This is a genomic window from Nitrobacter sp., assembly GCF_051535215.1.
Taxonomy (GTDB): Bacteria; Pseudomonadota; Alphaproteobacteria; order Rhizobiales; family Xanthobacteraceae; genus Nitrobacter.
Genome location: NZ_JBPPLY010000014.1, coordinates 1 through 20,607, shown reverse-complemented (window position 1 = coordinate 20,607; position 20,607 = coordinate 1). Strand labels below are relative to the sequence as shown.

Sequence of the window (20,607 nt, the reverse complement as noted above, 5' to 3'; positions counted from 1 at the left end):
CTGATGCTATAGCCGGGACACTTGCAGGCTTCCCTCCCGAAACGGCCCGATTCCCAAATGGCAAAAATCAAGGTGACCAATCCGGTCGTCGATCTCGACGGCGACGAGATGACCCGGATCATCTGGAAATACATCAAAGAGAAGTTGATCTATCCGTTCCTGGATATCGACCTGATGTATTTCGACCTGGGAATGGAATCCCGCGACAAGACCGACGACCAGATCACGATCGACGCGGCGAACGCCATCAAGAAGGTCGGCGTCGGCGTGAAGTGCGCGACCATCACCCCCGACGAGGCCCGGGTGAAGGAATTCGGCCTCAAGCACATGTGGAAGTCGCCGAACGGCACCATCCGCAACATCCTCGGCGGCGTGATCTTCCGCGAGCCGATCATCTGCAAGAACGTGCCCCGCCTCGTCCCCGGCTGGACCAAGCCGATCATCATCGGCCGCCACGCCTACGGCGACCAGTATCGCGCCACCGACATCAGGTTCCCCGGCAAGGGCACGCTGAGCATGAAGTTCGTCGGCGAGGACGGCACGGTGATCGAGCGCGAGGTGTTCAAGGCGCCCGGCCCCGGAGTCGCGATGGAGATGTACAACCTCGACGATTCGATCGTCGATTTCGCCCGCGCCTCGTTGAACTACGGCCTGCTGCGCGGCTACCCCGTCTATCTCTCGACCAAGAACACCATCCTCAAGGTCTATGACGGCCGCTTCAAGGACATCTTCCAGGACATCTACGACCGCGAGTTCAAGACGCAGTTCGAGGCCCGCAAGCTGACCTACGAGCACCGCCTGATCGACGACATGGTCGCTTCCGCGCTGAAATGGTCCGGCGGCTATGTCTGGGCCTGCAAGAACTACGACGGCGATGTGCAGTCGGACACGGTGGCGCAGGGCTACGGCTCGCTCGGGCTGATGACCTCGGTGCTGCTGACCCCGGACGGCCAGACCGTCGAGGCGGAAGCCGCCCACGGCACCGTGACGCGGCACTACCGCGAACACCAGAAAGGCAAGGAGACGTCCACCAACTCGATCGCCTCGATCTTCGCCTGGACCCGCGGCCTGTCGCATCGCGCCAAGCTCGATGACAACGCGGCGCTGGCGGATTTCGCGACCACGCTCGAAAGGGTCTGCGTCGAGACCGTCGAGTCCGGCTTCATGACCAAGGACCTCGCGCTTCTGGTCGGCGCCGACCAGCGCTGGCTGTCCACCACCGGCTTCCTCGACAAGGTGGCGGACAACCTGACCAGGGCGATGGCGGAATCGTAACGCGTCGCCTCCCCAATCCTCTCCCTCGTGGGAGAGAAAACAGGCCGAACACAGCATTCGCATCGATCTGATGGATCAGAATCAAACGTTCACGCCGCCGAAGGCGCGCTCCCCTCTGCCGAATTCGGATTGCTGTCGGGAGGGGTAGCCGCATCGGCGGCAGGGCGGCTCTCCGGCAGGATCGCAGCATTGGCGGTCTGCGCCAGCATCGCGCGGGCGATTTCGGTTTCGCCCATGATGACCGATGTCGCGCCGTGAAACTTGAGATGAGCGACTTCCTCTTCGGAATGGGCTCGGGCGATGATCGGCAGGCTTTCACTGATGGCGCGCGCCTTGGCGACGATCTGGCCTCCCTCGAAACCGTCCGGGATAGCGACCAGAAGACCCCGCGCAGCGCCGACATTGGCCCCCTGCAGCATGCCGGGCGCCGCGGCGTTGCCGGTTATGACTTCCACGCCTTCCTGCTTGAGCCGCTCGACGGTGCCGGGGTTGTCCTCGATGACGAGGAGCGGCGTCCCCGCCTCGCGCAGCGCGCGGCTGACGACGCTGCCGACGCGGCCATGTCCCACCAGCACGACATGGCCCGTCAACGCCGACACCGGCAGCGGCACATGCGGCGCTTCTTCCTCGGAATCATTCGAAGGTTTTTCGCCATTCTTTTTCTCGACACGCGCCATCACGCGGTCGAGCACCGCGAACCACAACGGATTGAGCATGATGGTGATGATGGCGCCTGCCAGAACCAGATCGCGCCCGCGATCGGTCATCAGCGACAGGCTGACGCCGAGGCTGACCAGAATGAACGAGAATTCGCCGATCTGCGCCAGGCTGGCGGAGATCGTCAGCGCGGTCGAGTTGGAATAACCGAACACACGCACGATCGCATAGGCCGCCAGCGACTTGCCGAACAGGATGATGAACAGCGTCGCCAGCAGCGGCAGCGGCTCCTTCATAATGATCAACGGATCGAACAGCATCCCGACCGAAACGAAGAACAGCACCGCGAACGCATCGCGCAGCGGTAGCGTCTCGCTGGCGGCGCGCTGGCTCAGTTCGGACTCGCTGAGGATCATGCCGGCGAAGAATGCGCCGAGCGCGAACGATACGTCGAACAGCGTCGCCGCGCCGAACGCCACGCCGAGCGAAATGGCGAACACCGCAAGCCTGAACAGTTCGCGCGAGCCGGTGTGCGCCACATAGTGCAGGATCCACGGGATGACGCGGCGGCCGACCACCAGCATCAGCGCGACGAAAGCGGCGACCTTTCCGAGCGTCAACGCCATCGGCCAGGCCAGCGCCGACAGCGCCACGGTTGTCGCGGCCTCGCCGTTCATCAGCCCGGCGAGCGGCGGCAACAGCACCAGCGTCAGCACCATGGCGATGTCCTCGACGATCAGCCAGCCGACTGCGATGCGTCCGCGTTCGGTGTCGATCAGCCGCCGCTCCTGCATGGCGCGCAGCAGCACCACGGTGGACGCGGTGGAGAGGGCGATACCGAACATGATGCCCTTGCCCGTGCTCCATCCGAGCACCCAGCCCAGCGCCCAGCCCATCACCGTCGCCGCCGTGATCTGCACCACCGCGCCGGGCAAGGCGATCGCCCGCACCGACCACAGATCCTTCAGCGAGAAGTGCAGCCCGACGCCGAACATCAGCAGGATGATGCCGATCTCGGCGAGTTCATTGGCGATGTTCTGGTCGGCGACGAATCCCGGCGTGAATGGTCCCATCAGGACGCCCGCCAGCAGATAACCGACCAGCGGCGATACCTTGGCACGCTGCACCAGCGCGCCGAGAACGAACGCCAGCACGAGGCCGATCACGACGGTGGAGATCAGGGGCGTGTTGTGTTGCATGGGGCATATTGTTGCATATGCGAGCAGGATGCCACACGGTTATCGGCTACCCATCGCCGCACCGATCCGAACGCCTCTGGATCGGAACCGAATTACCCACCCATTGCAGCGGCGATGGCGTCGAGCGCCGCGCCCGCCTTGGCGCCGTCGGGACCGCCAGCCTGCGCCATATCAGGTTTGCCGCCGCCGCCCTTGCCGCCGAGCACTTCGGACGCCTTGCGGACAAGATCGACCGCCGAGAACCGCGTCACCAGATCGGGCGTCACGCCGACCACGACGCTCGCCTTGCCGTCGTCGCTGGTCGCGACCAACGCAACGACGCCCGAGCCGATCTGCTTCTTGCCCTGATCAGCGAGGTTCTTGAGATCCTTGATCTCGATGCCTTCGACCGAACGCGCCATCAGCTTGATGCCGCCGACGTCTCGCACGCCCGCCGTGCCGGACGACGCGCTCGCAGTCCCGGCGCCCATGGCGATTTTCTTGCGCGCCTCGGACAGTTCGCGCTCGAGCTTCTTGCGCTCTTCCATCAGCGAGGCGATCCGCGCCGGCATGTCGTCGAGCGTGGTGCGCAACTCGCCGGCGGCGGTTTTCGCAAGCTGGATGGCGTCGTTGGCATGGCGGCGCGCATGATGCCCGGTCAGCGCCTCGATGCGGCGCACGCCCGACGCCACCGCGCTTTCGCCGATCACCGAGATCAGGCCGATATCGCCGGTGCGTTTCACATGGGTGCCGCCGCAAAGCTCGACCGACCAGCCGAGCGCATTGCTCGCCGCGCCCTGCCGTCCCGTGCCGCCCATGGACACCACACGCACCTCGTCGCCATACTTCTCGCCGAACAGCGCCCGCGCGCCCGCCTCGCGGGCGTCATCCACCGCCATCAGCCGCGTCGTCACCTCGCCGTTTTCCAGCACGACGTCGTTGGCGATGTCCTCGATGCGGCGCAGTTCATCCGCGCTGATCGGCTTGTTGTGGGCGAAGTCGAAGCGCAGCCGCTCGGGCGCGACCAGCGAGCCACGCTGCGCGATGTGATCGCCGAGCACCTGACGCAGCGCCTCGTGCAGCAGATGGGTCGCGGAATGGTTGGCGCGGATCGCGGAGCGCCGTGCGTGATCGACCTCCAGCGTCAGCGCCATGCCTGGCGTGAGCGTGCCCTGCTCGACGGCGCCGAGATGCACGAACAGATCGCCCGCTTTTTTCTGCGTGTCCGTGATGCGGACGCGAACGCCCTCGCCGGTCAGAATGCCGGTGTCGCCGACCTGGCCGCCGGACTCGCCGTAGAACGGCGTCTGATTCAGAACGATCGCACCGCTCTCGCCGGCCTTGAGGCTGTCGATTTCCCTGCCGTCCTTCACCAGCGCAGCGATCACGCCTTCTGCGGTTTCGGTCTCGTAGCCGAGAAATTCGGTGGCGCCGAATCTTTCGCGCAATGGGAACCAGATCGCCTCGGTCGCCGCCTCGCCCGAGCCCGACCACGACGCCCGCGCCTTGGCCTTCTGCCGCTCCATCGCATCGGTGAACGACGCCAGATCGACGCCGATGCCGCGTGATTTCAGCGCGTCCTGCGTCAGGTCGAGCGGGAAGCCGTAGGTATCGTACAGCGTGAACGCGGTCTCGCCGTCGAACATGTCGCCCTTCTTCAGCGACGCGCTTTTCTCATCCAGAATGGAGAGCCCGCGCTCCAGCGTCTTGCGGAAGCGCGTCTCCTCCAGCCGCAACGTTTCCTCGATCAGGGCCCGCGCGCGCTGCAATTCGGGATAGGCCTCGCCCATCTCGCGCACCAGTACCCCGACCAGGCGCCACATCAACGGCTCCCTCGCCCCGAGCAGTTGCGCGTGGCGCATCGCGCGCCGCATGATCCGGCGCAGCACATAGCCGCGCCCCTCGTTCGACGGCAGCACGCCATCGGCGATCAGGAACGACGATGCGCGCAGGTGATCGGCGATCACGCGCAGCGACGCCTTCATCGGACCGTGCGGGTCCGTGCCGGTGAGATCGGCCGCAGCGCGGATCAGCGCAACGAACAGGTCGATGTCGTAATTGTCGTGCTTGCCCTGAAGCACGGCGGCGACGCGTTCGAGCCCCGCGCCGGTGTCGATCGAGGGCTTGGGCAGATCGAGACGGCTGCCGTCCGGCAGCTTCTCGTATTGCATGAACACGAGGTTCCAGATTTCGACGAAGCGGTCGCCGTCCTCGTCCGGCGATCCCGGAGGCCCTCCGGGAATCTTGTCGCCGTGATCGTAGAAGATCTCCGAACACGGACCGCACGGACCGGTATCGCCCATCTGCCAGAAATTATCCGCGCCACTGATGCGGATGATGCGCGAGTCCGGCAAACCCGCGATCTTTTTCCAAAGACCGAACGCCTCGTCGTCGTCGATATAGACGGTGGCGGTCAGCCGGTCCTTCGGCAGGCCGAACTCCTCGGTTACCAGCTTCCATGCCAGTTCGATGGCGCGATCCTTGAAATAATCGCCGAACGAGAAGTTGCCGAGCATCTCGAAGAAGGTGTGGTGGCGCGCGGTGTAGCCGACATTGTCGAGGTCGTTGTGCTTGCCGCCGGCGCGGACGCATTTCTGCGAGGTGGTCGCGCGATGATAAGGCCGCTTCTCGACGCCGGTGAAAACGTTCTTGAACTGCACCATGCCCGCATTGGTGAACATCAATGTGGGATCGTTGCGCGGAACCAGCGGCGACGAGGGCACGATCTCGTGGCCGTTGGCCGCGAAGTAATTCAGAAACGCCGACCTGATGTCGTTAACGCCGCTCATTGTGTTCCATCGCAAATTTAAGGGCTCGCGGCCCTGAGCGCATATTCCGCAAAGGCAATACCGGCTTTGCAAGCAGAATAGGCGCGAATTAGCAGTCGCATCTTGTCCAGCGACCGCTTTTAGACGGGGGTGGCCGGGCTGTCCAGAAAGTGTGCAGGAGGATCAGTGACTTGGCCGCATTAAATATAACATCCGTTGAAAATGCTGCATCCGCGTTGACAGTCTTGTTGAAGGCGTGTTTTCGTCCTATCTGTTTTGAAGTCGCGCCGGGAGAGATCGGCCGCTTCCTGGAATGGAAGCAGGCCGGCGCCGAAGGAGCAACCGCCCCGGAAACTCTCAGGCAAACGGACCGCGCGACTCGTTAACATCTGGAAAGAGACCCTCGACCGTGTGCGGTCAGGGTCCGCCGACGGGATAATACTCTCAGGCACAGCGACAGATGGGGTTTTTACGGGTTTTCAGGGAATCGTCCCTTTCAACCGCAAGGACCCCTGATGGCGACGCACGTCTCCGAAGCGCCGACCCTGCAAAGAACCCCCCTGCACGCCCTGCATCTGGCGCGCGGCGGGAAGATGGTGCCGTTCGCGGGCTATGACATGCCGGTGCAGTACGCTGCCGGCGTGCTGAAGGAACATCTCCACACCCGCGCCGCCGCCGGCCTGTTCGACGTCTCGCATATGGGCCAGGTCGCACTGCGGCCAAAATCCGGAAAAGTCGAGGATGCCGCGCTCGCGCTGGAACGCCTGGTGCCGCAGGACATCGTGGCGGTCGCGCCGGGACGGCAGCGTTATGCCCAATTCACCAATGCAGCCGGCGGACTGCTGGACGACCTGATGGTGGCCAATTTCGGCGACCACCTGTTCCTGGTGGTCAACGGCGCGTGCAAGGCTGCCGACGAGACGCATCTGCGCGAGCAACTTGCCGACGCCTGCTCCATCGACGTGCTGTCCGACCGTGCGCTGGTCGCGCTGCAGGGCCCGAAAGCGGCGGCCGTGCTGGCGAAGCTTTGCCCTGAGGCGCCCGCGATGCGCTTCATGGAAGCCGGGCCGCATCCGATCAGAATAGCCGGCGGCACCGCCGACTGCTTCATCTCGCGTTCCGGCTATACCGGCGAAGACGGCTTCGAGATCTCGATTTCCGCAGCGCAGGCCGAAGCGGTGGCAACGGCATTGCTCGATGATCCGGACGTGATGCCGATCGGCCTCGGCGCCCGCGACAGCCTGCGGCTCGAGGCCGGGCTCTGCCTTTACGGCCATGACATCGACACCACGACGACGCCGGTCGAAGCCGCGCTGGAATGGTCGGTGCAGAAAAGCCGTCGCAGCGGCGGAGCGCGCGCGGGCGGCTTTCCCGGAGCCGACGTGATCCTTTCCCAATTCGAGCAGGGCGCCGCCCGCCGCCGCATCGGACTTCTGCCGGAAGGCCGCACGCCGGTGCGCGAAGGCGCACGACTGTTTGCCGACGCGAATTCCGCCGACCCGATCGGCGCCGTGACATCGGGCGGTTTCGGACCGAGCCTGAACGCGCCGGTGGCGATGGGTTATCTGCCGACCTCGCACGCCGCAGTCGGCGGTCTGGTCTTTGCTGACGTACGCGGACAGCGGCTACCGCTGCGGGTGTCCGCGATGCCTTTCGTTCCACATAATTACAAGCGTTGAGGATTTGTCATGACCGTTTTGTATACTGCCGACCACGAATGGCTCCGTATCGATGGCGACACCGCGACCGTCGGCATCACCGATCATGCGCAGTCGCAGCTTGGCGACGTCGTGTTCATCGAACTGCCGAAAGTCGGACGCCAGTTGAAGAAGGCCGAACCCGCGGCGGTCGTGGAATCGGTCAAGGCGGCCTCGGATGTTTACGCGCCGATCACGGGTGAAGTTCTCGAAGTCAACGACACACTCAGCGCGGAGCCGGCGCTGATCAATTCCGATGCCGGCGGCAAGGCGTGGATTTTCAAGCTCAGAATCGCCGACAAGAGCGAGCTCAAGGGCCTGATGAATGAGGACGCCTACAAGGCGCATACGGCGTGAACCTTTTCGTCAAGCCCGGCTATTCAATATTTGCAATTTGCATCGAGGAGCATTTCGATGACCGTCCGTGAAGAGCCCGCTACCACTTTCGCGCGCCGCCACATTGGCCCCTCGCCGCGCGACATCGACGCGATGCTGGGCACAGTCGGCGCGAAGAGCCTCGCGGCGCTGATCGACGAGGCGCTGCCTCCCGCGATCCGGCAGAGCACTCCGCTCGATCTCGGCGAAGGCTTGAGCGAGGGCCTGAGCGAAATCGAAGTGCTGGCGCACATGCGGGAGCTCGCCGCAGGCAACCAGGCCTTCACTTCGCTGATCGGGCAAGGTTATTCCGGCACGATCCTGCCGACGGTGATCCAGCGCAATATCCTGGAAAATCCGGCGTGGTATACGGCGTACACGCCTTATCAGGCGGAAATCAGCCAGGGCCGGCTGGAAGCGCTGTTCAACTTCCAGACCATGATCTGCGACCTCACCGGGCTCGACGTCGCCAACGCCTCGCTTCTCGATGAGGCGACCGCGGTGGCGGAAGCAATGGCGCTGGCCGAGCGCGCATCAACGGTGAAAACGAAAGCGTTCTTCGTCGATCACGAGGTGCATCCGCAGACGCTCGCGGTGCTGCGGACCCGCGCGGAACCTCTCGGCTGGACGCTCGTCACTGGCGATCCGCTGCACGATCTCGACAAAGCGGACGTGTTCGGCGCGGTGCTGCAATATCCCGGCACATCGGGCGTGGTGCGCGACCTGCGTCCGGCTATCGCCGCGATCAAGGCCAAGGGCGGTCTCGCCGTGATCGCGGCCGACTTGCTGGCGCTGACGCTGCTGGCCTCGCCCGGCGAACTGGGCGCCGACATCGCAGTCGGATCGGCGCAACGCTTCGGCGTGCCGATGGGCTATGGCGGGCCGCACGCGGCCTACATGGCGGTGCGCGACGCGCTGAAGCGATTGCTGCCCGGCCGCATCGTCGGCCTCTCCGTGGATTCCCGCGGAGCGCCGGCCTATCGACTCGCTCTGCAGACCCGCGAACAGCACATCCGCCGGGAGAAAGCCACCTCCAACATCTGCACCGCGCAGGTCCTGCTGGCGGTGATCTCGTCGATGTACGCGGTCTATCACGGTCCCGAAGGGCTGGCGCAGATCGCGCGCACCGTGCATCATCATACCGCGACGCTGGCGGCCGGCCTGACGCGGCTCGGCTTCGCGCCGCTCAACGGCGCAACCTTCGATACGCTCATCGTGAAGGCGGACGACCGACAGGACGAGATCGTCATCCGTGCGCTCAGCCAGGGCATCAACCTGCGGATCAACGCCGACCGTACGCTCGGCATCGCGCTCGACGAGCTCACCACGCCGGAGATCGTCGAAGCGGTGTGGCGCGCATTCGGCGGCGCGCTGTCTTATGCCGACGTCGAACCCCACGCCTCCGACCTGCTGCCTGCCGAGCTCGGGCGCAGGACATCCTATCTGACCCATCCGGTGTTTCACGCGCACCGCTCTGAAACCGAGATGCTGCGCTACATGCGAAAGCTCAGCGACCGCGATCTCGCGCTCGATCGCGCGATGATCCCGCTCGGATCCTGCACGATGAAGCTCAACGCCACCACGGAAATGATTCCGCTGACGTGGCCTGCATTCGCGAGTTTGCATCCGTTCGCGCCGCCCGAGCAGGCGGAGGGTTATTATGCGCTGTTCGAACAACTCGAACGATGGCTGCTCGACATCACCGGCTATGATGCGATTTCGCTGCAGCCGAACTCCGGCGCACAGGGCGAATATGCCGGGCTTCTGGCGATCCGCGGCTATCACGCGGCGCGCGGCGACAGCCACCGCACGGTGTGCCTGATCCCCTCTTCCGCGCACGGCACCAATCCGGCCTCCGCCAACATGGCGGGGATGGAGGTCGTGGTGGTGGCCTGCGATGCGCGGGGCGACGTCGATGTCGACGATCTCAAGGCTAAGGCGGCGCAGCATGCCGACCGGCTCGCCGCGATCATGATCACCTATCCCTCGACCCACGGCGTGTTCGAAGAGCATATCCGCGACATCTGCGACATCGTGCACGGCCATGGCGGTCAGGTCTATCTCGATGGCGCCAACATGAACGCGCAGGTCGGCCTGTCGCGGCCCGGCGATTACGGCGCCGACGTCAGCCACCTCAACCTGCACAAGACCTTCTGCATTCCACATGGCGGCGGCGGCCCGGGCATGGGCCCGATCGGCGTGAAGGCGCACCTCGCGCCCTTCCTTCCCGGCCATCCCGTAACCGACGGCGCAACACCGTCCGCGGTCGGACCGGTCTCGGCCGCGCCGTTCGGCTCGGCCTCGATCCTGACCATCTCCTACATCTACATTTTGATGATGGGTGGCGAAGGCCTGACGCGGGCCACCGAAGTCGCCATCCTCAACGCCAACTATATTGCGCAGCGCCTCGATCCGCACTTTCCGGTGCTGTACCGCAACGTGAAGGGCCGCGTCGCGCATGAATGCATCATCGATACCCGCCCGCTGAAGGCTAAAACCGGCGTGACCGTCGACGATATCGCCAAACGGCTGATCGACTACGGCTTCCACGCCCCGACCATGAGTTTTCCGGTGCCGGGAACGCTGATGATCGAGCCGACCGAATCGGAGGCAAAAGCAGAGCTCGATCGATTCTGTGACGCCATGATCGCGATCCGGAACGAGATCGCCGAGATCGAGGCCGGACACTGGAGCGTCGAGTCCTCGCCACTGCGCCATGCGCCGCATACGGTGCACGACATCGCCGAGGATAACTGGTCGCGGCCCTACAGCCGCGCCCAGGGCTGCTTTCCGGCCGGCACATCGCGCTCGGACAAATACTGGCCACCGGTCGGACGGGTCGACAATGCCTACGGCGACCGCAACCTGGTCTGCTCATGTCCGCCGCTGGAAGACTACGCCCAGGCTGCGGAGTAACAAGGTCATCGCCATCCAAGAGTTGGCTTCTGACGAAATCAGAAGCCAGGCTCATGATTTTGTTTTGACGCGTTTTCTTGACGCAAGCCGGCATCTATCCTCGGGCCAGGCCGGAGGCTTCGCTCGAAACGCCATGGCTGAAATGCTATGGCTGAAATCGAGGCGACGTCGCCTCGAAGGAGCCGGCTTCGCCGGTCCGATGACAGGCTCCGGCGAGCGGTCCCGTAACCAAAGCGTGCCCGGTCGACCTCAAGCCCAATATGATTACCGGGTATTCCGCTTTCGCGGCGATGACGACTTTTGTGTTTCGCCTCCGCTCGCATGTGCTTTCCGCTCGACCACGGAGTTGCGTAAGCAAAGCCGTTGCGTGCTGAAGATGTCTCCCGAGGGATGAAAAACAAAAACGGACGCTGGGGATGTCGGCAACTCAACATCCACAGCGCCCGTTGCTTCCGAGAGGCGCGAGACGCTTCCACAAAGGATTCCCGTCTTTGCGGATCGCACCGTACCCGGGCTGCACCAGCCCGCGTCCCGGAAATACCCAACCGACCAACCTCAGTCCTCGGCCGGCTCCTCCTCGTCATCATCACGCTCGGGGCTGCCGGCCAGAATCTGCTCGGCGATAAGCCCTGAATTCTGCCGGATCGCCATTTCGATCTTGGCGGTGATGTCGGGATTGGACCGCAAAAACGCCTTCGCGTTCTCGCGTCCCTGCCCCATGCGCTGGCTATCATAGGAGAACCAGGCGCCGGATTTTTCGACGATGCCCGCCTTGACGCCGAGATCGAGGATCTCTCCCATTTTGGAGATGCCTTCACCGTACATGATGTCGAACTCGACCTGCTTGAAGGGCGGCGCGAGCTTGTTCTTCACCACCTTGACGCGGGTCTGGTTGCCGACGACCTCGTCGCGTTCCTTGATCGCGCCGATGCGGCGAATGTCGAGGCGCACGGACGCATAGAACTTCAGCGCGTTGCCGCCCGTGGTGGTTTCCGGCGATCCGTACATCACCCCGATCTTCATGCGGATCTGGTTGATGAAGATCACCATGGTATTGGACTTGTTGATGGAGGCGGTGAGCTTGCGCAGCGCCTGACTCATCAGCCGCGCCTGCAGGCCGGGCAGCGCGTCACCCATCTCACCCTCGAGTTCGGCGCGCGGCACCAGCGCTGCGACCGAATCGATGATGAGCACGTCCACCGCGCCGGAGCGCACCAGCGTATCGGCGATTTCCAGCGCCTGCTCGCCGTGATCGGGCTGCGAAATCAGGAGATCGTCGACATTGACGCCCAACTTGCGGGCATAGACCGGGTCAAGCGCGTGCTCGGCGTCGATGAAGGCGCAGATGCCGCCCTTTTTTTGCGCCTCGGCGACCGCATGCAGCGCCAGCGTGGTCTTGCCCGAGGACTCCGGACCGTAGACTTCCACGATGCGTCCCTTGGGCAGGCCGCCGACGCCGAGCGCGATGTCGAGGCCGAGCGAACCCGAGGAAATCACCTCGACGTCCATCGACTTGTCGTTCTTGCCGAGCTTCATCACCGAGCCCTTGCCGAACTGGCGCTCGATCTGGGAGAGCGCGGCGGATAGGGCCTTCGACTTATCCATGGAAGATCCTTCGACGATACGCAGGGCAGCTTGGGACATGGGCCGGGCTCCTTATGAACGGGATTCGCAGACGGGACAACGAATGGCCGTGGATGATGAGGTGAAACCACATGTACCCTATTTGTTCTAAGTTCGCAATATGTTCTTTTCTTCTCTACGGTACTGTCCGTATTTGACCCTCAGTGTCCTAAGTTGATTTGGAAAGTGTCCTAAGTTCAAAAACGTCCACGTTTAGGAGCCGGGACGCCATGCAACGTTTCGCGCCGAGATTCCAGCCAGACGAGTCGTTTCATTGCAGACTTCTTGAGCGAAGCTGACAGACTGAGACGACATGCGCGAAACTCAGCGCGGCTGATCCATTCATTAAGCTCATTCAAGGAGAGCTTTGCGGCGTCTTCGTCCGTCTCTGGAGCCCTTGATCGTTCACCCATTTTGGAACCCGCAAGGCGCCTCAGTGGGCGGCCTTTTTCATTTTGACGTCAGCATTAGGACAGCACCTTCTCTGCCGGTATTGGCCCTACTTCGACCAGGCACCTTCTCTGCCGGGAATGTTCGAAAACAGCACCCGGACCCAACAGCCGCCAGTCCTAATTTAATCTTAAGACTCTGGTGTCAATGTACCATCATGAAGATGATTTTCGCGCTGGCAGTCGCGCTGGTTGTGATCAACCAGTGGGATCAGAATTACAACAACGGGACATTGACCCGTGCCGGCTTCTCGTTGGCGAGAGCTCTCGGCCACTCGTTCGGCATCTATATATAGAGCGACGGCTAGGTCAGATTTCAGGTCAGCAACGATCGACCTCGCGGTTCAAACTCGCGGGTGCCCTGTCCGCTTTGTGACATCCGTCACAGCGACGAAGACCGGCGCGTCGTACTCCTGCGACGTTGATCACGAGGGGACGGCCTCTCCTTCAAAACAGGAGAGAGACATGCACACCGAGATGCGCGAACTGAACGACACCAATCTCGAAGCAGTTGCCGGCGGCATGGACTGCCGGACTGCGATTGCCGTCAGCAAGATTTACATATCGGTCGGCGACATCCTGAACTCGCTGGGGAACTCCGCAGGAGCCGCCGGCTTCTATGGTCAGGCGAACGGCGTCCTGCAGGGCGCCTGCCCCGCTTAAAAGATGCGACTCAAAACGGCTCGCTGATTTCCAATTCAAAACGGATTTCGCAAACCGCACGAATAACGCGAGTCCCTTGTCGCGATAGCGACGGGGACGAAGCATGGCGCCGCGTTATAGCCAGGACCAAGCCGAACCGTCCGTGAGGCTTGCCGGAAGTTGCGCCTGAGAGCGGATCAATGCACGGTCATCCAGGCCCTCGCCTCGCGCTGTGCTGCGACAATCTCGGCCTCGGACATGAGCGCCGCGATTTCCCGACGCATCGCGATCGCTTCGGTATGGCCCTTGAGCGCTGCGAGATTGAACCACTTGTGCGCGGCCACCAGGTCGACCAGACCGGCCCGGCCGCTCGCCCAGTACAAACCGCGTTCGAACAGAATATTCTGAATGGTGTCAGCGCCTACCGGCGCTGCCGTCTCGAAATCGATATGCCCCTGAAACATTCCTCTGTTCCTTTTTATAACCGCCCTGCTTCGAGCGCGGCCCCATCCACTTGTCGTCGTCCCCGCTGGTCCCGACCGCCGTTCACCGGCGTGCCGTCCAGACGCGCAGACCATGGCGGTAAAATTTGAAGAGCAGTTTAAGCATTGCGATGAATCGAACGTGAACGCTCAGTGCGAGGACCACCCGGTGGAATCGAAAAAGTCTTTGTTTTTCGGAGACTTTCCTGATTCCGCGGAATTCGGTTTACTGTCGTGCTTGGCAAACCGGTAACCATCGCCAGAGCCGAGCCCGGTCCGGCAGCGCTGAACGCGCATCGCGGTGAAACCGCGGTCACCGCGGTGGCGGCAACGATTCAAACAATGGGGAAACAGCAACACCGGGGCTGAGCCACGCCGGCGGCAGGACGAGGGCGTCGGTGAACACGTCAGGACCAACTCTCACCGCAGCCGAGGCCGCTGGTGACTGCGGACATTGACATCCGCATCGAACGAAGACCCCAGGTGAACTCACCGTGATCTTCCCTCGGACCGGTTGTCACGGGGAGCTCCCGGGACAGACGATCCGACCGTTTGACCTGATGTCTCGCCGACACCCTCTCTCGTCGACCGGAGCCTGGATTGAAAATCTGCTCTTGGAGGCAAACTCTCTTCGGCTCTTGCGACGTCGCCGGCATCCGCCGGCGATTCCATCACGCGAGCTTACTTCTTCTTCTTGGCGACCTTGCGGGTCTTCTTCGCAGTCTTCTTCACCGCGCTCTTCGCCTTCTTGACCTTCTTAGCTTTTGCCTTCTTCGCCTTCTTGGCCATGTTGCCCTCCAGGGGTTAGTGAGATGGCTTAGTCGCTGCGTGCACTCGGGAATCGAAATGCACATCCTTCGAATACACCAACACATTGAAAAAAACAGTGTCCCACTTAAGGAAGTGTTGACAGACAAATGCCGCCGCAGCGACGACGCATTTTAGAATGCTGCGCATATTCGGCGATGAGCAGCGAGCTCAACCAGCGAAAAACCTGCATCGACAAATGTCGACATTTCAGGAAGTGGCTGTGCCGCAGCATCATTCTGCACTTCGCAACGTAACGACAGACGCGTGTGACCCACGACGCCGAGTCGCTGCGCCCGTGACGATCGTCGTAGCGCGGACTCCGAGTCGCAACTTTTGGCAACAAAAATATTTTCACGCCAATCCGGGAAATTGCCATTCGGTGCCCGTGAAGCTGCGCTTTTTGCGAATCGTGAAATCCGATTCGCAAAACCAGAGCAGCTATCGTCACGTCATCACGGTGTGATGCCGGCGTACAACGCGCGCACACACGACTGCAATTTCGGCGAGCAGACGGAGCGTAGCATCGCCCAACGTCTCGCTCCGCATCCTGCATCCTTCGGACAATGCGGCCACGCGCCGGACCAGCATGCATCGCATCGCCGACAGACTGCGCACATGCAGACGAACGCAATGTTGAAGCACCGATCGACGGCAGCGGGGCGGATGACGACTACAGACCGAGCTTGGTCTTGAGCAGATCGTTCACGGCTTGCGGGTTGGCCTTGCCGCCGGACGCCTTCATCACCTGACCGACGAACCAGCCGATCATCTGCGGCTTGTCGCGGACCTGCGCGGCCTTGTCCGGATTGGCGGCGACGATGTCATCCACCGCCTTCTCGATCGCACCCATGTCGGTGACCTGCTTCATCCCGCGCGCTTCGACCAGCGCCCGCGGGTCGCCGCCCTCGGTCCAGACGATCTCGAACAGATCCTTGGCGATCTTGCCGGAAATGGTGCCTTCGCCGATCAGGTCTAGGATCGCGGCGAGCTGCGATGCCGATACCGGCGATTCCGCAATTCCCCGGCTTTCCCTGTTGAGCCGCCCGAACAGTTCGTTGATCACCCAGTTGGCAGCCAGCTTTCCGTCGCGGCGCGCATTCGCAAGCCCCGCCAGCACCGCCTCATAGAAGTTGGCGCTCTCGTGTTCGCTGACCAGCACGGCGGCGTCGTAGGGCGTCAGACCGAAGTCGCCGATGAAGCGCGTCTTCTTCTGGTCGGGCAATTCCGGCAGGTCGACCTTCAGCGCATCGACGAAGTCTTGCGAAAATTCCAGCGGCAGCAGGTCGGGATCCGGAAAGTAGCGGTAGTCGTGCGCCTCTTCCTTGGAGCGCATCGCGCGGGTCTCGCCCTTGTCCGGATCGAACAGCCGGGTTTCCTGGTCGATGCTGCCACCATCCTCGAGGATGCTGATCTGGCGTCGCGCCTCGTGTTCGATCGCCTGACCGATGAAGCGGATGGAATTGACGTTCTTGATCTCGCAGCGGGTGCCGAAGGGCTGCCCTAGCCGGCGCACCGAGACGTTGACGTCGGCGCGCAGGCTGCCCTTCTCCATGTCGCCGTCGCAGGTGCCGAGATAGCGCAGGATCGACCGCAGTTTCGTCACATAGGCTCTGGCCTGTTCCGACGAGCGCATATCCGGCTTGGAGACGATTTCCATCAGCGCCACGCCGGAGCGGTTCAGATCGATCGCGCTCATGTCGGCATGCTGGTCGTGCAGCGACTTGCCCGCGTCCTGTTCGAGATGCAGCCGCTCGATCCCAACCGTGATGCTCGTGCCATCGGCGAGATCGACCACGACCTCGCCCTCGCCGACGATCGGCGACTTGTACTGGCTGATCTGATAGCCCTGCGGCAGGTCGGGATAGAAATAGTTCTTGCGGTCGAACACCGAGCGCAGATTGATCCGGGCGTTCAGTCCCAATCCGGTCCGCACCGCCTGCCGGACGCATTCCTCGTTGATGACAGGCAGCATTCCGGGCATCGCGGCGTCGACCAGCGAGACGTGGCTGTTGGGATCGCCGCCGAAGGCAGTCGACGCGCCGGAGAACAGCTTTGCGTTGGATGTGACCTGGGCGTGGACTTCGAGCCCGATCACGATCTCCCACTCGCCGGTGGCGCCCTTGATCAGGTTCGACGGTTTGACAGGTGCGTTCATGCGCGGCTTTTACCCCGGAGGTTGCGACGGGAAAACCCCCGTCCAAATCAATTGAGTCGGCCGCTTGCGCCCGCTCACCTGCTGCCGGCAAACGCGCGGAAGGTGGGGCTCGCCCGCAACGCGTCGCGCCCGGCGGCGATCACGTCATCGACCTGTTGCGGCGGCAGATGGAAGCGGGTCGGAACGGTCTCCAGGCTCGCGGCACGCGCGGGATCAAGTTGATCGAAGCCGATCCGTCCCACGAACAATTTCAAATCGTGGCAATTCCAACCCGGGCGCGCGCCGTAACGGGCGCGATCGGCGGCCGACAGGCCGCAGCGCCAGCGGATCAGCGCCGTCTGCCAGTCGCCCATGGTTCGCTCGAAGGCGGTATAGCCCGCGCCGACGCTGGCATCGATCGCGGTGTCCGCGGCGGCCTTGACCAGGTCGACGCCGCTCGGGCCTTCAATGGTATTGATCCAGTTGCCGGCGAGGCCGGTCTTCGCATCGATCACCAGAAACAGCGCGCGCCGTATCTTGACGGCCTGATCGGGCGACAGCGGTCCATAGGGCGTGCTCGCCGACAGCCGCGCAATGGTGAAACCGGCCAAGCCGTAGTTGTCGACCAAGCCGCCGTCGAGCAGCTTGATATAGGGAATTTCGCCATCGTGATAGCGACTGACCGCTTTCGCAAACGCGCTCAGCATCGGGGGCGCGTTGCGGTTGTCGCGCGCCTTCACGATCCAGGCCGGCAGCGGATCCTTGCACCGGCCCGGAAAGGTCTGGATCACCACCGGCGCGAACGCAACAGGCACCGCTGCCGACGCGGCCACCGCGTTCGCCAGCGGATAGGATCCGAGATCGCTGCACATCGCGCTGAACGCGGTCACACCGAAAACAAAGGGCGTGCGATTGTAGATGTCGGAGGCGTTGATCCAGACTCGCGGGCGCACCGTCTTGCGAAGATCGGCGAAGGTCGCGCCATGAAACAGGTTGGCATCGAGCCAGCGCGGCAGGCCGCTGGAGTCATTGATGCCGCCGGCAAACGCCTTGCCGAGCGTGGCAAGATTGAGGTCGGTCTGAAGCCCTTCCTCCGCGTTGCGCAGCAGAAATCTTTCACGGAAGTCGGCAAGCGCCGCGCGTTTGCGCAGCCCGAAATATGCCGCCGTAACCGAGCCGCCAGACACGCCGGAAATGAAATCGATGCGATCAAGCATCGACACGCCTCCGCCACCGCGCGCCGGTATTTGCGCCAACTCCTCCAGCACGCCGAAGGAAAAGGCCGCGGCCCGCGTTCCGCCGCCCGAGAACGACAGCCCGACCAGGTCATCGTCGGAAGCGGCGCGCTCCTCGAAGTTTTCGTGAAGCTGGCCCGCGAGCTCGGCGCTGCTGCCCGGCTGGTTGACCGGCGTGTTCTGGATCGACGCGCAGCCAAGCAGCACCGCGCAAAATCCAATGATCGCAAATGCTGAACGCATGGCCGTGCAATCGTCCCCGCCGATGTCGCCATTGATGCGCAGAGCCGGACAGTCTCGCTCATGCTGTCCCGGCCCGCCCCGTCTGTCTAGCCGCCCTCGCCGCCCAGTAATTCCACGACAATCTGGTTCCACTCGTCCTCGGACGAACTTTTCGCGAACGGCTTGTCCGCGCGGCGATACCAGTACGCGGCATTGCTGATCTCGCGTCCGTCGAGCCGATGCAAATAGGCGTGCACCCAGGCGGCGTCCGTGCCCAGCTTGTTTTGCACGGTGACGTGCGCCTTGTTCCAGTCACCCTTGGCGGCCCACCACAATGCCGCAAGCGGTGCCGAAACGCCCGGCGGTGGCTCGGCGTTTGTCAGGCTGGCCTTGAAAGCTTCCGGCGTCACCACCACACCTCCGGCATAAAGCGCCCTGCCGCCTGCTCGACGATCTCGCCAAGCGAAAGGAGCGTCTCCTCGTCGAACGGACGGCCGATCAGTTGCAATGCAAGCGGCAGTCCATGAGCATCCCTGCCCGCAGGTACGGCGATGCCCGGCAGGCCCGCCATGTTCGCCGTCACGGTGAAGATGTCATTAAGATACATCTCGATAGGATCGGCGCCAGCCTTCTCGCCGATGCCGAAGGCGGCAGATGGCGTCGCGGGTGTCAGGATCGCATCGACCCCCGCCGCATAGCAATCCTCGAAATCCTTCTTGATCAAGGTCCGGACCTTTTGCGCACGAAGGTAATAGGCGTCGTAGTAACCTGCGGACAAGACATAGGTGCCGATCATGATACGACGGCGGACCTCCGCGCCAAAGCCCTTCCCGCGCGTATTCTCATACATTTCGACGAGATTGCGGCCGTCGACGCGCGCGCCGTAACGAACGCCATCGTAACGCGCGAGGTTCGACGACGCCTCTGCGGGCGCCACGATGTAATAAGCGGGCAGCGCGTATTTCGTATGCGGCAACGAGACCTCGACCAGTTCGGCGCCCGCGGCTTTCAGCCACTCGGCGCCCTGCGTCCACAGTCTCCCGATCTCCGCGGGCATGCCGTCGAGCCGATATTCCCTGGGAAGGCCGATCTTCATTCCTTTCACGGATCTGCCGACCGCAGCTTCGTAGTCGGGAACTTCGCGATCGACCGAGGTCGTATCCTTCGGATCGTGGCCGGCCATCGAGCGCATCAGGATAGCCGCGTCGCGCACGGTGCGCGCGATCGGCCCAGCCTGATCGAGCGACGATGCAAACGCGACGATGCCCCAGCGCGAGCAGCGTCCATAGGTCGGCTTGAGGCCCACGGTGCCGGTGAAGGCGGCGGGCTGGCGAATCGAACCGCCGGTGTCGGTCGCAGTCGCGCCAAGACACAGTCGGGCCGCCACCGCCGCAGCCGACCCGCCCGACGAACCGCCGGGGACCAGCTTCGCATCAGACCCCTGCCGCCGCCACGGATTGATGACGGGACCGAAGCGCGAGGTCTCGTTCGACGACCCCATCGCGAATTCGTCGTTATTGAGTTTTCCAAGCATCACGGCGCCGTCGCGCCAGAGTTGCGACGTCACGGTGGATTCGTAGGGCGGCTTGAAATCGTCGAGAATTTGCGAGCATGCCGTGGTCCGCGTTCCTTCGGTCGCGAACAGATCCTTGACGCCGAGCGGAATGCCGTTGAGCGGCCCGCCCTCGCCTTTGCCAATCCGCGCGTCAGCCTCGCGCGCCATCGCCCTCGCCCGCTCCGGCATCTCGAGCACATAGGCATTGAGGGCGCGCGCGCCCTCCATTGCCGCCAGATGCGCGTCGGTCAACTCAATCGCAGTGAACGACCTGGTCGCGAGACCATCACGGGCCTCGGCCAGCGTAAGCGACGTCAAATCCGTCATTTATCAACCGCGCTGCAAAAAAATGGCGACAGCGTCCTGTCGTTTCGGGGATCGGTGGCGCGAACCTTTTCTTCCGCCTGAAGCTGCTCGAAGACGGCGTCCAATACCTTGTCGGGATCCACAGTCTCCCCCCGTCGCTTCAACGCGTCGAGGTGATCCATATAGGTCCGATAGACCTTCTCATCGTTACACAGCAGACACATGGGCTCACGACCTGTTATTCGACGACCTTCGGCACCAGAAAGAAATGGTCATCCGTCAC

Annotated in this window: 16 protein-coding genes and 1 riboswitch; of the genes, 7 read left to right on the top strand and 9 right to left on the bottom strand. The window is 63.1% G+C overall.

The window, feature by feature from the left end; all coding sequences use genetic code 11:
* Window positions 1-57: 57 nt before the first annotated feature.
* Window positions 58-1,275, top strand: coding sequence for an NADP-dependent isocitrate dehydrogenase (locus tag ACS3WB_RS12820; RefSeq protein ID WP_292617024.1), 1,218 nt, complete (start codon window positions 58-60; stop codon window positions 1,273-1,275).
* 89 nt (window positions 1,276-1,364) lie between these two features.
* Here ACS3WB_RS12820 and ybaL read toward each other — a convergent pair whose 3' ends face one another.
* Both ybaL and alaS read right to left on the bottom strand, forming a co-directional pair.
* A complete protein-coding gene (ybaL, locus tag ACS3WB_RS12815) occupies window positions 1,365-3,131 on the bottom strand; it encodes a YbaL family putative K(+) efflux transporter (RefSeq protein WP_438275890.1) in 1,767 nt (588 codons plus the stop codon).
* Between the two features lie 92 nt (window positions 3,132-3,223).
* A complete protein-coding gene (gene alaS, locus ACS3WB_RS12810; RefSeq protein WP_438275889.1) occupies window positions 3,224-5,899 on the bottom strand; it encodes an alanine--tRNA ligase in 2,676 nt (891 codons plus the stop codon).
* Between the two features lie 256 nt (window positions 5,900-6,155).
* A riboswitch (glycine riboswitch) is annotated at window positions 6,156-6,261 on the top strand.
* 132 nt (window positions 6,262-6,393) lie between these two features.
* Between alaS and gcvT the strand changes: the two genes are divergently transcribed.
* The 3 genes from gcvT to gcvP are packed head-to-tail and all read left to right on the top strand — an operon-like array spanning window position 6,394 to window position 10,866.
* Window positions 6,394-7,557, top strand: coding sequence for a glycine cleavage system aminomethyltransferase GcvT (gene gcvT / locus ACS3WB_RS12805; protein ID WP_438275888.1), 1,164 nt, complete (start codon window positions 6,394-6,396; stop codon window positions 7,555-7,557).
* 9 nt (window positions 7,558-7,566) lie between these two features.
* Window positions 7,567-7,932, top strand: coding sequence for a glycine cleavage system protein GcvH (gene gcvH / locus ACS3WB_RS12800; RefSeq protein ID WP_438275887.1), 366 nt, complete (start codon window positions 7,567-7,569; stop codon window positions 7,930-7,932).
* Between the two features lie 57 nt (window positions 7,933-7,989).
* On the top strand, window positions 7,990-10,866 hold the full coding sequence (gene gcvP, locus ACS3WB_RS12795; RefSeq protein ID WP_438275886.1) for an aminomethyl-transferring glycine dehydrogenase: 2,877 nt from the start codon (window positions 7,990-7,992) through the stop codon (window positions 10,864-10,866).
* Window positions 10,867-11,421: 555 nt separating this feature from the next.
* Here gcvP and recA read toward each other — a convergent pair.
* The gene (gene recA, locus ACS3WB_RS12790) at window positions 11,422-12,510 is read right to left on the bottom strand and encodes a recombinase RecA (RefSeq protein WP_438275885.1); all 1,089 of its coding nucleotides are present in this window, start codon (window positions 12,508-12,510) and stop codon (window positions 11,422-11,424) included.
* 586 nt (window positions 12,511-13,096) lie between these two features.
* On the opposite strand from recA, the gene ACS3WB_RS12785 reads away from it, so the two are divergent.
* Window positions 13,097-13,234, top strand: coding sequence for a hypothetical protein (locus tag ACS3WB_RS12785; protein WP_438275884.1), 138 nt, complete (start codon window positions 13,097-13,099; stop codon window positions 13,232-13,234).
* A 169-nt stretch (window positions 13,235-13,403) separates the two neighbouring features.
* Window positions 13,404-13,601 (top strand): hypothetical protein, encoded by a 198-nt coding sequence (locus tag ACS3WB_RS12780; protein ID WP_438275883.1) that lies wholly within the window; start codon window positions 13,404-13,406, stop codon window positions 13,599-13,601.
* A 176-nt stretch (window positions 13,602-13,777) separates the two neighbouring features.
* Here the strand turns inward: ACS3WB_RS12780 and ACS3WB_RS12775 are convergent, their stop codons facing one another.
* The gene (locus tag ACS3WB_RS12775; protein ID WP_438275882.1) at window positions 13,778-14,044 is read right to left on the bottom strand and encodes a hypothetical protein; all 267 of its coding nucleotides are present in this window, start codon (window positions 14,042-14,044) and stop codon (window positions 13,778-13,780) included.
* A gap of 964 nt (window positions 14,045-15,008) precedes the next feature.
* Between ACS3WB_RS12775 and ACS3WB_RS12770 the strand changes: the two genes are divergently transcribed.
* A complete protein-coding gene (locus ACS3WB_RS12770; RefSeq protein WP_438275881.1) occupies window positions 15,009-15,335 on the top strand; it encodes a hypothetical protein in 327 nt (108 codons plus the stop codon).
* 207 nt (window positions 15,336-15,542) lie between these two features.
* On the opposite strand, the gene gatB is transcribed toward ACS3WB_RS12770, so the two are convergent.
* From gatB to ACS3WB_RS12745, 5 genes are all read right to left on the bottom strand, one after another.
* On the bottom strand, window positions 15,543-17,027 hold the full coding sequence (gene gatB / locus ACS3WB_RS12765) for an Asp-tRNA(Asn)/Glu-tRNA(Gln) amidotransferase subunit GatB (RefSeq protein ID WP_438275880.1): 1,485 nt from the start codon (window positions 17,025-17,027) through the stop codon (window positions 15,543-15,545).
* Window positions 17,028-17,101: 74 nt separating this feature from the next.
* Entirely contained in the window at window positions 17,102-18,484 is a 1,383-nt protein-coding gene (locus tag ACS3WB_RS12760; RefSeq protein ID WP_438275879.1) for a patatin-like phospholipase family protein, read from the bottom strand.
* Window positions 18,485-18,570: 86 nt separating this feature from the next.
* Window positions 18,571-18,879: a hypothetical protein gene (locus ACS3WB_RS12755; RefSeq protein ID WP_438275878.1), complete on the bottom strand. Its 309-nt coding sequence runs from the start codon at window positions 18,877-18,879 to the stop codon at window positions 18,571-18,573.
* Window positions 18,870-20,345: an Asp-tRNA(Asn)/Glu-tRNA(Gln) amidotransferase subunit GatA gene (gene gatA, locus ACS3WB_RS12750; RefSeq protein WP_438275877.1), complete on the bottom strand. Its 1,476-nt coding sequence runs from the start codon at window positions 20,343-20,345 to the stop codon at window positions 18,870-18,872. The genes ACS3WB_RS12755 and gatA overlap by 10 nt, the downstream gene beginning before the upstream one ends.
* A complete protein-coding gene (locus ACS3WB_RS12745; protein WP_438275876.1) occupies window positions 20,342-20,548 on the bottom strand; it encodes a hypothetical protein in 207 nt (68 codons plus the stop codon). Before ACS3WB_RS12745 ends, gatA begins: the two co-directional genes overlap by 4 nt.
* Between the last annotated feature and the right edge of the window lie 59 nt (window positions 20,549-20,607).

Excerpts from the sequence above, each read along its gene's own strand:
- ACS3WB_RS12820 (WP_292617024.1), top strand. The coding sequence starts at position 58 with ATGGCAAAAATCAAGGTGACCAATCCGGTCGTCGATCTCGACGGCGAC.
- ybaL (WP_438275890.1), bottom strand. The coding sequence starts at position 3,131 with ATGCAACACAACACGCCCCTGATCTCCACCGTCGTGATCGGCCTCGTG.
- alaS (WP_438275889.1), bottom strand. The coding sequence starts at position 5,899 with ATGAGCGGCGTTAACGACATCAGGTCGGCGTTTCTGAATTACTTCGCG.
- gcvT (WP_438275888.1), top strand. The coding sequence starts at position 6,394 with ATGGCGACGCACGTCTCCGAAGCGCCGACCCTGCAAAGAACCCCCCTG.
- gcvH (WP_438275887.1), top strand. The coding sequence starts at position 7,567 with ATGACCGTTTTGTATACTGCCGACCACGAATGGCTCCGTATCGATGGC.
- gcvP (WP_438275886.1), top strand. The coding sequence starts at position 7,990 with ATGACCGTCCGTGAAGAGCCCGCTACCACTTTCGCGCGCCGCCACATT.
- recA (WP_438275885.1), bottom strand. The coding sequence starts at position 12,510 with ATGTCCCAAGCTGCCCTGCGTATCGTCGAAGGATCTTCCATGGATAAG.
- ACS3WB_RS12785 (WP_438275884.1), top strand. The coding sequence starts at position 13,097 with ATGAAGATGATTTTCGCGCTGGCAGTCGCGCTGGTTGTGATCAACCAG.
- ACS3WB_RS12780 (WP_438275883.1), top strand. The coding sequence starts at position 13,404 with ATGCACACCGAGATGCGCGAACTGAACGACACCAATCTCGAAGCAGTT.
- ACS3WB_RS12775 (WP_438275882.1), bottom strand. The coding sequence starts at position 14,044 with ATGTTTCAGGGGCATATCGATTTCGAGACGGCAGCGCCGGTAGGCGCT.
- ACS3WB_RS12770 (WP_438275881.1), top strand. The coding sequence starts at position 15,009 with ATGCTGCGCATATTCGGCGATGAGCAGCGAGCTCAACCAGCGAAAAAC.
- gatB (WP_438275880.1), bottom strand. The coding sequence starts at position 17,027 with ATGAACGCACCTGTCAAACCGTCGAACCTGATCAAGGGCGCCACCGGC.
- ACS3WB_RS12760 (WP_438275879.1), bottom strand. The coding sequence starts at position 18,484 with ATGCGTTCAGCATTTGCGATCATTGGATTTTGCGCGGTGCTGCTTGGC.
- gatA (WP_438275877.1), bottom strand. The coding sequence starts at position 20,345 with ATGACGGATTTGACGTCGCTTACGCTGGCCGAGGCCCGTGATGGTCTC.
- ACS3WB_RS12745 (WP_438275876.1), bottom strand. The coding sequence starts at position 20,548 with ATGTGTCTGCTGTGTAACGATGAGAAGGTCTATCGGACCTATATGGAT.